The sequence below is a fragment of the Pseudomonas sp. 91RF genome (assembly GCF_003576265.1).
Taxonomy (GTDB): Bacteria; Pseudomonadota; Gammaproteobacteria; order Pseudomonadales; family Pseudomonadaceae; genus Aquipseudomonas; species Aquipseudomonas kribbensis.
The window spans coordinates 182,605-196,531 of sequence record NZ_QWFC01000014.1 but is presented as its reverse complement, the minus strand read 5'-3'; the positions used below and the strand labels follow the sequence as shown (position 1 = coordinate 196,531).

General features: G+C 59.2%; 9 protein-coding genes. All 9 read right to left on the bottom strand.

Translation table 11 applies throughout. The features are described from left to right. Positions 1 to 15: 15 nt before the first annotated feature. The 9 genes from DXT77_RS04260 to DXT77_RS04220 all read right to left on the bottom strand — a co-directional run bounded on the left by DXT77_RS04260 (position 16) and on the right by DXT77_RS04220 (position 13,925). Positions 16 to 3,447: a hypothetical protein gene (locus DXT77_RS04260; RefSeq protein WP_147406982.1), complete on the bottom strand. Its 3,432-nt coding sequence runs from the start codon at positions 3,445 to 3,447 to the stop codon at positions 16 to 18. 141 nt (positions 3,448 to 3,588) lie between these two features. Beyond that, the gene (locus tag DXT77_RS04255) at positions 3,589 to 6,141 is read right to left on the bottom strand and encodes a LuxR C-terminal-related transcriptional regulator (protein ID WP_119426734.1); all 2,553 of its coding nucleotides are present in this window, start codon (positions 6,139 to 6,141) and stop codon (positions 3,589 to 3,591) included. 137 nt (positions 6,142 to 6,278) lie between these two features. Beyond that, a complete protein-coding gene (locus DXT77_RS04250; RefSeq protein ID WP_119426733.1) occupies positions 6,279 to 7,646 on the bottom strand; it encodes a DUF1329 domain-containing protein in 1,368 nt (455 codons plus the stop codon). 23 nt (positions 7,647 to 7,669) lie between these two features. Further along, positions 7,670 to 9,463: a DUF1302 domain-containing protein gene (locus DXT77_RS04245; RefSeq protein WP_119426732.1), complete on the bottom strand. Its 1,794-nt coding sequence runs from the start codon at positions 9,461 to 9,463 to the stop codon at positions 7,670 to 7,672. A 519-nt stretch (positions 9,464 to 9,982) separates the two neighbouring features. Continuing rightward, complete coding sequence (locus tag DXT77_RS04240; RefSeq protein WP_119426731.1) at positions 9,983 to 10,894, bottom strand: SDR family oxidoreductase; 912 nt, start codon at positions 10,892 to 10,894, stop codon at positions 9,983 to 9,985. Positions 10,895 to 11,046: 152 nt separating this feature from the next. Continuing rightward, positions 11,047 to 11,949 carry an alpha/beta fold hydrolase gene (locus tag DXT77_RS04235; protein WP_119426730.1) on the bottom strand — a complete coding sequence of 301 codons (903 nt, stop codon included), beginning with the start codon at positions 11,947 to 11,949 and terminating at the stop codon, positions 11,047 to 11,049. After that, positions 11,949 to 12,731 carry a class II aldolase/adducin family protein gene (locus DXT77_RS04230; protein WP_119426729.1) on the bottom strand — a complete coding sequence of 261 codons (783 nt, stop codon included), beginning with the start codon at positions 12,729 to 12,731 and terminating at the stop codon, positions 11,949 to 11,951. Before DXT77_RS04230 ends, DXT77_RS04235 begins: the two co-directional genes overlap by 1 nt. 131 nt (positions 12,732 to 12,862) lie before the next feature. Beyond that, on the bottom strand, positions 12,863 to 13,549 hold the full coding sequence (locus DXT77_RS04225) for an LrgB family protein (RefSeq protein WP_119426728.1): 687 nt from the start codon (positions 13,547 to 13,549) through the stop codon (positions 12,863 to 12,865). Next, positions 13,539 to 13,925, bottom strand: a complete 387-nt coding sequence (locus tag DXT77_RS04220; RefSeq protein WP_119426727.1) for a CidA/LrgA family protein — start codon at positions 13,923 to 13,925, stop codon at positions 13,539 to 13,541. Before DXT77_RS04220 ends, DXT77_RS04225 begins: the two co-directional genes overlap by 11 nt. Positions 13,926 to 13,927: the final 2 nt, after the last annotated feature.

The window sequence follows — 13,927 nt, the reverse complement described above, 5'->3', positions numbered from 1 at the left end:
GTCTGTATCGATTTATCAGTGCACGGTGGTCTGACTACTGCGGCTCTGATGATCGTTCATCAATTGCTCGATGATTTCGAGCATACGTTTTTCTCCCAGCGTCTGCCCTGTAGCCTGGGACATCCAGCCCACCACGGTCCTGGCATCCTTGCCCAGATCAAACAAAGTCTTTTGAGCAAGCGTGACCTTGACCGGCTTGCCGGCTGCAGCTGCTTTTCCGAGACTCACCAGTCCGATCAGCGCGGCTTTGCCATGGCCAAGAGCGGCAGAGTAATCCCCCGACTCGTACGCTTTGGCACCGTCATACAGAGCCTTTAATGCCTCCACGGCGGTGACGGCTACGCCGATCGGTGGGAACACCAGGCTGATAATGTTGGCGGCAAAAATCACGTTGTCATACACCAGACCGGCAATCACCTCATTCAGACTTGTGGTCCGTGCGTCGATGTCACTGAGAACGCGATAGATCCTGTCGTCATGAAGCGTAGAGAGCCCCAACATCCGCATCTGGCCTTCCGGCCGAGGGGGGGCGACGGTGTTGACCGTGGCAACCAGATTGTCGAAGTAATCATTCACAACCTTCCGGTCTTCAATCTTCACCCGCTGCAGGTAGTAATCGCGGAACGGCCCGTAGCGAAAACGTATCGAACCGACGAATTCGTTGGCGGAGCGGAAAGCCACATCGTCCGGTGCATCGGGCGTGTAAAGATAGTCATAGAAAGCTCCATAAATGGAAATGCGGAAAATATAGACACCTTCGACAATTCGACGGCTCGGCAGGCGGAACTTGTATATCCCCTCGCTGGTATTAGACGGAAACGGAGAGGGGTCAGTACCTGCGGTTTCACTCAGGTTGTCCACCAGGCGTTGAATCCCTTTGAATACGTCCGTAGAAAATCGCTCGGAGAAATACTGATGGCAGGCGTCGAAGTGCATCTTGCAGCGGACTTTCGTGGCATGCACAGCCTGCTTGAACTTGTAGCCCGGGTGATTCCGATCCAGAAATTCGCTGCGCAACATCCGGGTGTAGTGGTCTCCAGGACGCAAGGTTTTCGACCAACTGGAAAGATCCCTGATATCCAGCTTTTCAATCGACGGATGCCCACCCGTCACGTAGAACTTCGGATTGTCATCAATCGTCCGGCCAGGCGTCGCCGGGACTTCAAAGTGGCGGCCCTCAATCAGGACGGTGGTCAGGTCCAAATGGAATTCGTCGGTCTGAATCATGATTTTGTCGGGATCGACCTGAACTTTCTGGCCGCGTGACAACAACACTTCTTCAATCCGCTGCTTGATCAGATCACGGGAAAACTGCTCGAAAGTGGGATAGCCGTTCTCTCTGGAATCCACCATCGACAATGCTTTGAGTTCAGTGCCGAGGCGGGCGTAGCTTTGCCGTGCCTGCGGTCCTGCATAGACGTAGGCAGCCGGCGCCAACGCTCGGATACGGGCGACCTCACCCGCGTAAGCCTGTTCAGCATGACCGAACAATTGGTCACCGGCATTCAATGCCAGGTTTGCCGGAATCGAATCCAGTTCATACACGTAGTACAGCGGAGTCGCTCCTCCCCCCATCAATACACCGACAGCGGCCAGATCGTCAGGCGGGATCAACGATTCGGCGTAAGTACGATTATTGGACAGCATGGACTCCATCCAACGATTGAACTGGTAGATGTCGGCGAACTTCACATAGTCGAACTGACCGTGGGGCATTTTCATCAACGCATAACGAGTTGCTGCTGTGCGCGGCATGAACAGCAGCACGTCTTGCAATATCGATGGCCGTTTTTTCAGCTTCACTCCCCGAATTTCCACGGAGGGATCACCTTTCAAGGTGCGCTGGATCAACGCAACGTCTGCTGCGTTGAAACGTGCTGAATGTTGGGCAACGAACAGCGCGAACTCCGCCTGACTACGCAGATAGTTGAAATAAGCCTCGCGAAACTCCTGCGGAGTACTGGAAGGCTGGGATCTGCTGAACTCCACACGCAGATCCCGATTGGCCAACCAGCCTTCCAGTTTGGCCACGGTCAACCCGCTGTCCGCCGGAGCGCCTTCGATACGCAGGGTCGCGCGATTGCCTGCATCATGCAGGCCGATAACGATGAACTCGGTTAACGTGTAAATATCTTCCTGCTCGATCGTGCGCCCGCCGACTTTTATCCGGTAAAGGCTATGGACCTTGATTGCATCCGGGTCAAGCCGCGTTCCCAAAGCGCTGTCACACCAGAGACCGAAGCGCTGCACGACGTAGTCGTGCAGCGAAAACAGCTGATTGGATACCTGGGTATATTCGAATTCATATCCCTCTTTCGAAGTTTCAAGGGATTCGTAGGCATCGCGTATCGACTCACTGGCCGATTTTAACCAGTCAGGCCACTCTTGGCGTTTGGCCAGTATGCTTAGCGCCCTGATCCGCTGGTACAGGTCAGAATGCATCGCAGAAACCTGATGGATATCGTCCAGTTCGCGGACAAATCCCTCTTTGCGTGGCTCACCGGATCCGATCCGACCGGCAAATTGTGCCTCCTGATCCTTGAGTCGGCTGGCTACACAGTGCGAAAACACGCTGACAGACAGTGCCGGATACCTGATTGCATCAGGAGCAACTGCCAGTCGGCTGCACAATGCTGTATGCAGGTCGGCACTGCTGGAGAAATATTCGAAACCGTTGCCCGGTGTGTACAGAAACCAACCGTAAGAGTCACCGGACAACTTGATTTCGGAAGTCGCGATGTTCGAATAGGACATGACAAAGCCGGATACCAGATCCTGCTCAATGCCAGATGCCTGACGGAGACTGATTTTGTAGGCGCTGGATAACTTCGTCTTCAGCAACTCGGTGGCCCGCAGAACCTGGAAGGTTTTAAGCGAACCAGCCGCGCCCGTCAGGGCCAACTCGGCTTGCAGTGCTTCGGCAAAGGCAACTTCCAGCAATGCCTTTTGAGTTGTCGATTCTTCGGATTCGCCGCGGGCCGGGCTGCTCCAGTATTGACGAAGTGCGCTCGCCTGATCAGTTGCCACCTGCCGCAACGCTTCATTCAAAACATCATCAACATCGGAAATATTTATATTTTCAACTTTCAATCGCGCATCGGTTGTATTTCGACGCAGATAGACAAAATCAAGATTCACCACATAATTCGGATAAGCGCCGCGCGCCAGGCAATCCAAAAAAACATCAAGTATCGAACCGGACGGCCTTTTCCAAATCTCATACGGATCATCACCGGCATTAATAAATAGACGTTCTACATCAATAGACGGCCCCAGTCGTTCGAATCGTTCCGAGAGTCTATTCCGCAGGATATCCCTCAAGGATGGAGAGCGTTCCAGCATCGCTCTCAATTCATCCCCCGCACCCTGTACGTTATCCAACGCTACCTGAACATCAGGATTTTTCAGAACAGCGTCGGCCATTGAATTATTGAACATCACACCCATTGGATACTTCCTGTACATTCGTCAATGTGGAAACAGCCTCATGCCACTTCCTTACAGGACCAAAGACTACTCATCTGATTTAAAATCTAAAGACGATGCTTATTTCAATATATCTAGTCAGCAACACCCAGCCTTAATTACTCAACATAAATTTAGTAACTTTGCCCTGGCCACTGCTTGAGTCCGGCGCTCAACACCTAACTTCCCATGTATGCGTCGCACATGAGTTTTAACTGTATGCAATGAAATGAACAACTTCTCGGAAATTTGCTGATTCGAGTCGCCGAAGGCAATCAACTCCAGGACTTTAAGTTCTCGCCGACTGAGGGGATTGAGCGGCGTAACTTGTTCTTCCACAGGTACCGCTGTTTCAACAGCGCGCCAGTGCAGGGGAACCTCCGCGCACCGGGCGTATAGCTCGGCCAACATTTGCTGCAGGTTGCAACGCTTGATGATCTGGCAGCCCTGTTCGAAGAAGTTTCTGGCTTGGGCCGGCTCACCGAGAACCAGCGCCACCTCGGTCAGAGTCAACAGCAACTCGGCCTCCAGTCTGGTCAGCCCGAGAGCCTGAGCCGACGCCAGCAAGGCACCTAACCGGATCAGAGGCGTTTGCATCTGATCCAATCGGGTCTCGGCCAGAACCAGTAAACATTCGATGCGTGGAATCAGCTCAAGCGTCGCCGGCGGTGCCTGCCGTGCACGTGGGCCACGATAATGTCTGAGCACCCGGCTCAACGCCTCGTGAGCCAATTCGGGTCGCCCTTGTTGCAACCAGAACTCGCTGCTGACCTGTAACAGGACGCCGCGATAAACCGTGTCCGGAATCTGTCGCTGTTGCATCAATCGTTCGGCGTCCCGCAGTCGCATGAATGCTTGAGCGTAATCGCCCTGATCGGCAGCCAGTTGCGCCTGCCCCAAAAAGCCATAAAGCACACGCTTGTCAAAGCTGCGCAGGCAGTCGTCGAGCCCCTGTTGAAAGAACTCGGCCGCCCGTACCTGTTGCCCCATGCTCAATGCCAGCCGCCCCCGGCGCAGAGCGATACGCCCCAGCAGCGGCGTCGGTTGCTCGACAGACGAACTAAGCATTTCGCAAAGACCGGCCAGCAACTCTTCGGCGCGAGCCGAGGCCCCTCGCTGTTCCAGCAATTGGGCGTGATCAAGTTCCAGCAATGCCTCGAACAGCAATGAACCCTCTGCCCGGGCCAGGCAAAGTGCTTCACGATTGATCGAATGAGCCAGCTCCAGATCCCCACACAACAACGCCTGCTGAGTGCGACCCGACAGGCACAGCAGACGCGCCGTCCAGGCCTTCGGCGACAGATCGATCAAGGCTTGCTCAAAGTGATCACGCGCCTCGTCCATCCGTCCTTGCAGATGCAACAGCCAGCCTTGCTGAGCCTGCCAGCGGGCGATCAGTTGCCGTTGCTGAGCAGCCGACGGCGGCGGCAAAAAACGCGACAGTTGCCCGATGCAATCCGCCGCCTGGACAAAGCGCCCGGCGAACAACAACGCAGCCGTGATCAAGCCGACCAGTTGCGCCGAACCCAGCATCAGTTCCTCGCCGCGTTGCTCATAAAGACGCAGCAACAGCACGACCGTCTGTTCCTCGAACAGATGCTCGAAACTGAAGTGTTGCAACAGACTCACCGCAACCTCGTACTCTTCAGCCAGCAACGCCTGCTCGAAAGCACACTTCCAATGTTGTCCGGCGGCAAACCACTGACAGGCCCGGCGATGCCAGGAACGCCCGGCAGGCCACGGTTCGTCACGCATCAGGCGCGACAGTGGAGCACATACCTGCAACCAGTCCGGAGATCCATGCCAGGGTTCGATGAAACACCCGAGGGTTTGCAGACTGCGCATCCATTGCGCCCCGTCCCCGGCACCGAACAGGTGATCGCACAGGCTGGCATTGAAGCGCGGCAAATGCGCCAGCACCCGCCAGGCTTCAGCCAGTTCCGGGCTCAGGCCGCTGAACAGTTCGTGTTGCAGGTAGTCCAGCAAAGTGTCCATGCGCTGCTGCGGCAAGGTCTTTTGCGACCAGTCGCATTTTTGCATCATCAGCATCCGTACCCCGGCGCACCAGCCGCCGCTACGCTGATGAATACGAGCAGCCACGCTGTCGGCCTGGGCTGGCGGCAAGTGAAGCAATACTTGGGCGATCTCGTCCCGGGTCAGCGCCAGCATCGCGCCTTCACATTCGTACAAGGCATCATCGAGCAGCAGGCGCGGCCAGTTGCAGGGCGGACGCCGCCGGGTACCGATCCACCATGTCAGGGCCGGACTGCTGATCGCCAGCATTCGGTCGAGCAGTGCGTCCAGGGCAGGTTCCGGATTCCGACAGTAATCGTCGATCACCACCCAGGTTGCCGAGGATCTTCGCGCCAGTTCATAAAGCAACGAAGCCTCGTCCGAGGCCGTCAGTCCCATCGCACGGGCAAGCCGTTCGCAAAACTCGCCGACGCTCAAGGACGCCCCTGCCAACGGCAACCAGCAGACGGTGCAATTGACCGGGGCTTGCAGCAGGCACTCGGTGAGCAGCGCGGTTTTACCGCTGCCGGCCGGCGCGCAGATCAGTTTGACCCGGGCCGTCGAATCGAACAGTGCCTCGCAAAGGCGCGGGCGTGGCAGATGATGGGGAGACAGTCTCGGGAGAAAATCCGGTCTATCCAGACGGGGTGTCATGGCGGTCATCGGGGGCGCCTTTTTATCGTTGTACGCTCACCCTAGCCCGCTCCCCGACGCTTGTTGACGAGTATTCAGATCGCTGATTGCTGCCCATAAAAAAGGCGACCGCCCGGTCGCCTTTTTCCCACGAGTGTATTGATCCCTTACCGGACACCCTCGGCACGCAAGGCTGAAGGGGTGAAGTCGGCGACCTTGGCTTCAAAGCCGAATTCGAAGCTGTGCTTCTCCTCGTTCTTCATCCCGAGAGCGATGTAGCGACCGGCGATGATGTCGTAGAGCGCTTCAAGCGTGTAGGCCTGAGCCTGATGATCGTAGTAGTACTGGGCGTGCCCTTCGGCCACTCGCCACAGCTGCCCGCGACCATCGTAGTGATCGACCAGAGCCACCTGCCAGCTGTCCTCGTCGATGTACATGTGGCGCTTGGCGTAGATGTGCCGCTCGCTCGGTTTGACCGTACCGATCACTTCCCAGACGCGGTGCAATTCATATCGGGTCAGGTCCTGATTGATGTGCCCGGCCTTGACGATATCGTCGTACTTGAGCTTCGGCGAATCGAGCTTGTAGCTGTTGTACGGAATGTACATTTCCTTCTTGCCGACCAGCCTCCAGTCGTAACGATCCGGCGCGCCGGAGAACATGTCGAAGTTGTCCGAAGTCCGCAGGCCATCGGCGGCAGTACCAGGCCCGTCATACGCAACCTGCGGTGCACGGCGAACCCGACGCTGCCCGGCGTTGTAGATCCAGGCCAGGCGCGGCTCCTTCACCTGATCGAGGGTTTCGTGCACCAGCAACACGTTGCCGGCCAGGCGCGCCGGCGCGGTCACTGACTGCTTGAAGAAGGTCAGTACGTTGGCCGCCTGCTGCGGATCCAGGTCCTTCATCAACTGCGGCACGGCAATCTCTTCCTCGAAGCGGATCGGTGTGTAGCTGCCATTGGTCTGCGGTGTCACCTGAGTGATGATCCGCCGCAGATTGCCGCCGTGATAACGGGTGATGTGGTTCCACAACACCTCGACGCCGTTCTTCGGAATCGGGAAGGCGTAGTAGCGATTGCCGGTGAAATTGGCCAGGCCGTTGCCGTCGTTGATCGTGGTCACGTTCAACGCGCTGCGCTTGGCCGATTCGTAGATTTCCGGCGGCACGGCGACGGTGCGGTGGGTCGGGTAGACCGGAATTTTGTAGGTTTCCGGGTAGCGCTTGAACATCGCCACCTGCCCCTCGGAAAGTTTGGCCTTGTACTGGTCGACGTTGGCGGCGGTGATGGTGAACAGCGGTTTTTCATTGGCGAACGGGTCGGCGAGAAAACCCTTGCTGTCCACCGCCCCGGCGTTTTTTGGAATGCCGCCGGTCCAGGCCGGAATCGTGCCGTCGGCGTTACCGGCCTTCTCGGCGCCGAGCGGCGTCAGGCTGGTGCCGAGCTTGTCGGCCTCTTGCGGCGACACCGCCGCGATCACGTTGGCAGCCAGCAGGCTCAGGGCCAGGACACCGCATTGCAGAATCATCTTGCGCATGGATTTCATCCTTCTCTGGCAGATCAGAAGTTCACGCCGAAGCTCAGGGCCACGAAGTCACGGTCGGTGAGGACGTTGTAATCGCCGCCAAAAAAATCGGTGTAACTGAGGCTGGCGGTGTAGGTGTTGCGGTAGTCGGCATCGACGCCGACGCTGATGGCCTTGGCGCCCTCGTTGAACAGCCCGTTGGGGCCGAAACCGGAAACGTCGTGGGACCAGGACAGGTTGGGTTTGAGGTTGATCCCGCCGATCACGTTGGCGTAATCGAGTATGGCCCGGGCGCGATAACCCCAGGAGGTCGACGTGACGAAACCGCCGGTGTCGCCGCCGAAACCGTACTGGCCGTACACCGAATCTCGGCCGTAACGCAGCTTGCTTCGCGACTCCAGACCACCGACCCGGACCACCGCCGCCTCGCCGACCACGGTCAGGCGCTCGGCGCCCAGCACTTGATCGAAGAAGTGCGTGAGGGTGCTCTGCAGTTGCGTCACTTCCTTGCGTCGATAGCCTTTGTTGTCGGCACCCGGCGACGTGGTCAGCGGCGACGCCGTGCCGCCGGCAATCGGGTTGAGCAAGGCCAGGGTCAAGTCGTTGGTGTTGACCTGCACCGGGGCATTGGGCCGGTAGCTGAGTTCGCCGGTCCATGCGGTGCCGGTGGGCAGTGTGGTGGCGAAACTTGCGCCATACAGACGGATGTCTTCCGGGTATTCGAGGTAGTACTGACCGCGTCCGAGCATCACGCTTTGCGCCAGCCCGGAACCGCTGCCGGGGGCCAGGCGGTTGGCGGTGCTGACCATCCCCGGCAGTGCCGACAGCGTCGACAGCCCGGCTGTGGTGGTGCCGACCGTGGGCGTGCGGCTGTGGTAATTCATGAAGTACAGGCCATATTCGGTATCGTCGCCGAGCCAGCGCAGCGCCGTCCCCCACTGCCCGGAGTCCCGCGCATCCCGATCACCGCCACGGGGCACGACCACGCCTTCGCGAGTGACCTGGATGGGTTGTCCGAAGGCAGCGGCCAGCGGCGCCAGCGGAGCAATCGCCGGGCTGCCGACGGTGTAACCGTTGTTGCAACCATCCGCCGCCACATCGACACCGAAGAAGGTGCCGCAGTTGTCGAGAACGGTCTGGTCCCATTCCAGTTGATAGAAACCCTCGACCGACAGTTTGTCCGTCAGGCTCTGGGAGCCGAACAGCATGTTCACCGGAATCAGGCCCTCCTTGATCTCCGCACCCGGCCGGCGGAACGCCGAGACGTCGATCGGGTTGATGCTGTTGATCGAGTTGCCGATGAAGGTACTTTCGCCCCAGCTCACCACCTGCTTGCCGGCGCGCACGGTGCCCGGCAGGTCGGCGATGGAATAGTTGTGATAGACGAACGCGTCGAGAATCTGCCCGCCTGAAGACTTGGCGCCCTCCTTGCGGCCCTTGTCGCTGATCGGCTTGAACTCGCGGTCTTCGTCCTTGAGTTCGAAGTCGTACCAGTACTTGCCGCGCACGAACACACCGGTGTCGCCGTACTTCAACTCAAGGTCGTGGATGCCCTTGAATATCTTGGAAAAGGTCTCGCCCTTCTTGAAGTTCAAGCGCCCGTCATCTCCGGTCGAAGACTGGCCCGTACCGCCATTGACCGTGCCGACCAGCGACTTGTCCGCATCGCGCATGCCCCAGCTCGCGCCGACCGACAGCGACGAGTCGAACGTGCCTTCGATTTCGCCGATATTGAAATCCACGGCATGGGCCTGGGCCCAGCAACCCAAGGCAACCGCAGCCGCCAGCGCCTGCGGTTTGAAGATGGCGCGCATTGTTGTTTTTGTCATGCGTCTTCCCCGGTGAGTGACAGAAGGCCCCACCCTACTGCCGCCACACAGGGACGATAAGCGCACCAAGGAGGTATTCGCGCTGTCGCTCGAAAGGATGAATCGCCGCCTGGGACGGGGTTTCGCGCCACTCATGGACCGGCTGGATGATCCACGATCAGTGGAGCGCATGATGCGTCGCACTGTTACATGCCCCGTAACAGTGCATGTCCGGAATCGCTATTTTTCCTTTGCCCTCAGGCGCTTATTCTGAGCGGGCTTTCACGGCAGACCGCCACGAAGCCAAAGTCCGCGACCGAGTCGTCGGCAACCGATTTCTGATGGACCGAAGCGTTTTTCGCTCCATCGCCCAGGTGTTCACTGACGTTGATTTGTAGCTCCTTGATCCAACGTCTTACCTTGGCCGCTGCGTTTGCAGCGGCCTTTTTTATGGGCGGTGTTTTTTGCGGGAACTGGAAGGGGGGATATTCGGCGGGAGCGGCAGGACCCGGACGAGTCCTGCCAGACGACGCAAAGGCGTCAGAGCGAATACTTCTGCAGATTCGCCATCATTTCTTTCAGCGCTTCGATATTGTCTTTCGGATGCGCGGCCCCTTCGAAATCACAGATCTGCCGCCAGTGCGCCGCGACATCTTCCGGGGAAAACCCGACGCGAGGATCGAACCCGGCGCCCAGGCTGCGCTCCCAGCGCACCTTGCCCATCCAGCCGCCGCCGACCTCGAACAGGCCCGAGGTTTCCTGGCACTGCTCGCTGGCCAGGTACACCACCAACGGGCTGACCAGTTCCGGTTTGAGTTGTTCGAACACTTGCGGCGGGATCAGGCCTTCGGTCATGCGGGTGCCGCCGGTAGGAGCAATGGCGTTGACCAGGATGTTGTTCTTGCGGCCTTCGATTGCCAGGGTGCGCGTCAGGCCGTAGAGACCGAGTTTGGCCATGCCGTAGTTGGACTGACCGAAGTTGCCGTAGATGCCGGAGGTTGATGCGGTGAAGATCACCCGGCCGTAGTTCTGCTCGCGCAAGTGCGGCCACGCGGCGCGGGTCACTTTGTAGGCGCCTTCGACGTGAACGCGGTAGACCAGATCCCAGTCAGCGTCCTCCATCTTGTGGAAAGTCTTGTCGCGCAGGATGCCGGCGTTGTTGACCACCACATCGACGCGACCGAATACATCGAGGGCGTTCTGCACCAGTTTGTCGCCGTCAGTCACCGAGTCATGGTTGGCCTCGGCGATGCCGCCGGCCTCGCGGATTTCCGCCACCACGCGGTCGGCAGCCGAAGCGTTGGCACCTTCGCCCTGGGTCGAGCCGCCGAGGTCGTTGACCAGCACTTTGGCGCCCTGTTTGGCGAACAGCAAAGCATGAGCGCGCCCCAGGCCACCACCGGCTCCGGTGACGATCACGACTTTATCTTCAAAACGCACAGACTCATTCATCGAGGCAACTCCAGCAGGCCTGAGGGACAGTGTCCCCGAGTGTCAGGCACAGAGCGTGCGGTCACAACGAACACGGCTGAGGCTGAATGGTGCGCGATAAGGCTGGGGGATGATGAAACCGTGCAGAGGCGCAACGCGCCTCCGCCCTGCGATCAGGAACACGCCACCTTGCGCGGCGGCAGCACGAAGTGATCACGAAATTCCAGGTAGTGCTTGAGCACCAGCACCGGCGCTTCGCTTTGCGGGTAATGACCGATGCCGGGCAACAGCACGGTGTCCGCATCGGGGATCAACTCGCGATAACGCTCGATCATATGCGCGCCGGAGATCGGATCGACTTCGCCATCGATCACCCGCAACGGCACCTCGCCGCGCTGCATTGCCGCGACCCAACGATCACGCTGCACCCGGCGTTCCGGAATGTAGGTGATCAGTTTGTGCATGATGCGCGGCCCGCGATTGCACTCGACCAGGCTCCAGAAATCATCCATTTCACTTTCACTGGGCCGGGTGTCCGGACCGAAGATCTGCCGGAAGCTTTTCACCAGTGCATCGCGGGTAAACGCGCGGCCGATCATCCAGCCCAGCGGGCTGAGCAGCAGTTTTTGCGCCAGCAGCGGACGATGGGTTTCCGGGAACAGACCACCGTTGAGGAACACGCAACTGGCGACTTCGATCTTCTCTTCGTAATGCCGGGCCAGCAGTTCCTGGGCAACGCTGTCGCCGTAGTCATGGGCAAGGAGATGCACCGGTTGCTCGACCTGAAGGTGAGTGAGCAACGCCTGTTGTAGATCCGCCTGTTCCAGCAGGCTGTAGGTGTGGTTCAACGGTTTGGCCGAGTCGCCGAAGCCGAGCATGTCGCAGGCGATCACCCGAAAGCGCTGGGCCAGCGGCTGCCACAGGTAATGCCAGTCCCAGCTGGCCGTCGGGAAGCCATGGATCAGCAATAGTGGCTCACCCTGCCCGGCCGTCCAGTAACGGATCGGCTGACCACGGAAGACAAACGACTGGCTGCGTTTGCGCCAGGCACTCAGAGGAATCTCGGCGAGAGGCATTAGAGTTTATACCCCGGGTCTTGTTTATCGAGTTTGCGCAGCAGCGCTGGCCAGGCCAGCGCGCCGCCCATGCCTTGAGCACTTTTGGTGACGCCGGCGATCATCGCCTTGGCGCCTGCCAGAATCTGCGGTTCGATGGCGATCAGTTCGGCACCGCCGGTCTGCGCCATGACCTGGATGTCACAGGCTCGCTGGAAGGTGAACATCATCAGGAACGTGTCGGCGATGGTGCCACCACAAGTCAGCAGACCGTGGTTGTGCAGCATCAGGAAATTGCAGTCGCCCAAGTCTGCCTGTAATCGCGCCTTCTCCTCATGATTGAGGGCCACGCCTTCGTAGGCGTGAAAGGCCAGGCTCGACAGCACGAACAACGATTGCTGACTGATCGGCAGCACGCCCTGCCTCTGAGCCGACACCGCGACACCGGAAGCGGTGTGGGTATGCAGCACGCAGGTCACATCATGGCGCACTTCGTGGACGGCGCTGTGGATGGTGTAGCCGGCGGGATTGATTTCGTAGGGGCTGTCCATGAGCTTGTTGCCGGCCTGGTCGACCTTCACCAGACTGGACGCGGTGATCTCATGGAACATCATCCCGAACGGATTGATCAGGAAATCTTCGGTGCCCGGCACCTTGGCCGAGATGTGGGTGAAGATCAGATCGTCCCAGCCATGCAGGGCGACCAGTCGATAGCAGGCGGCGAGATCGACCCGGGTCTGCCACTCCGCGGCGCTGACCTGATCTTTGACATTCAAGGAGGAAGGGACGGGGGCTACGCTCACTGTATGCACCTCTGTTTTTGTTTTTTTCGGCAGGTGTCAGCAGTCTAGTCAGCCCCGGGGTTTCGCGTAGTTGCATTGGCAGCCAGCTTGATGACTGAGCGAGTCAGCTGCGCAAACTGCTTGGATCCATGTCAAAGCAACGACGCCAACAAAGGTGCGGCGAACAGATTGAGTAGCCCGGTGAGCACCATCACCAGCCCCGCCACCGAACCTTCTTCGCCACCCACTTCATGGGCGCGACTGACGCCCGCACCATGGGCGCCGACGCCAAACAAAGCGCCACGTGCCAGGGCGCTGCGCAGTGGCAGCCACTTGAGCAATACCCCGCCGAGCATTGCGCCGAAGACCCCGGTGAACATCACGAACACGGCCGTCAATTCAGGCACCCCGCCGAGATCCTGCGCCAGCGGCATGGCAAACGGTGTGGTGATCGAGCGCGGCACCAGCGACAGCGTCACCGAACTGTCCAGCGCCAATGCCCTGGCCAGACCGAACGAGGTAGCAATCGATGCGGCACTGCCGGCCAGCATGCCCAGCAACAACGCCGACCAGTGCCGCACCAGCAGACGTCGCTGTTGCCAGATCGGCACCGCAAACGCGACGGTGACCGGGCCGAGCACCAGCATCAGCCAGTGGGTGTTGCTGGAGTATTCTGCATAAGCGGTATGCAACGGCACCGCGAGCGCCAACAGCAACGCGGGGACCAGAATCAGTGGTGACAGCAGGTACCGCCCGGTACGGCGATACAGCCAGCGACTGAACAGGTAGGCCAGCAAGGTGAACGCCAGCCAGAACATCGGCATCAGTTCAAGCTTCATGGGACCGCCTCAGGCGCACGGCCACCTCAACGGTGAACGCCGTCACCAGCATCACCATCAGCGTGCTGGCGGCGATCACCAGCAAGATCCGCCAGCCGTCGTCACGCAACAAGGCGCCGTAATCCAGCAGGCTCATCAGCGCCGGAATGAAGAACAGCAGCATCTCGGCCATCAGCAATCCCGCGCCCATTTGCAACGCCGCCGGCTTGACCCAGCCGAATGCAAACGCCAGCAGCAACAGTGCCATGCCGATCACGCCGCCGGGGATCGGCCAGGCCAGCCATGCGGCCAACTGGCAGCCGAGCAGGTAGAGACCGAGCAGCACGGCCAGTTCAGCCAGCAAGCGAGAGAGGTATTTGAGGGTCGAGGCTTTCATCG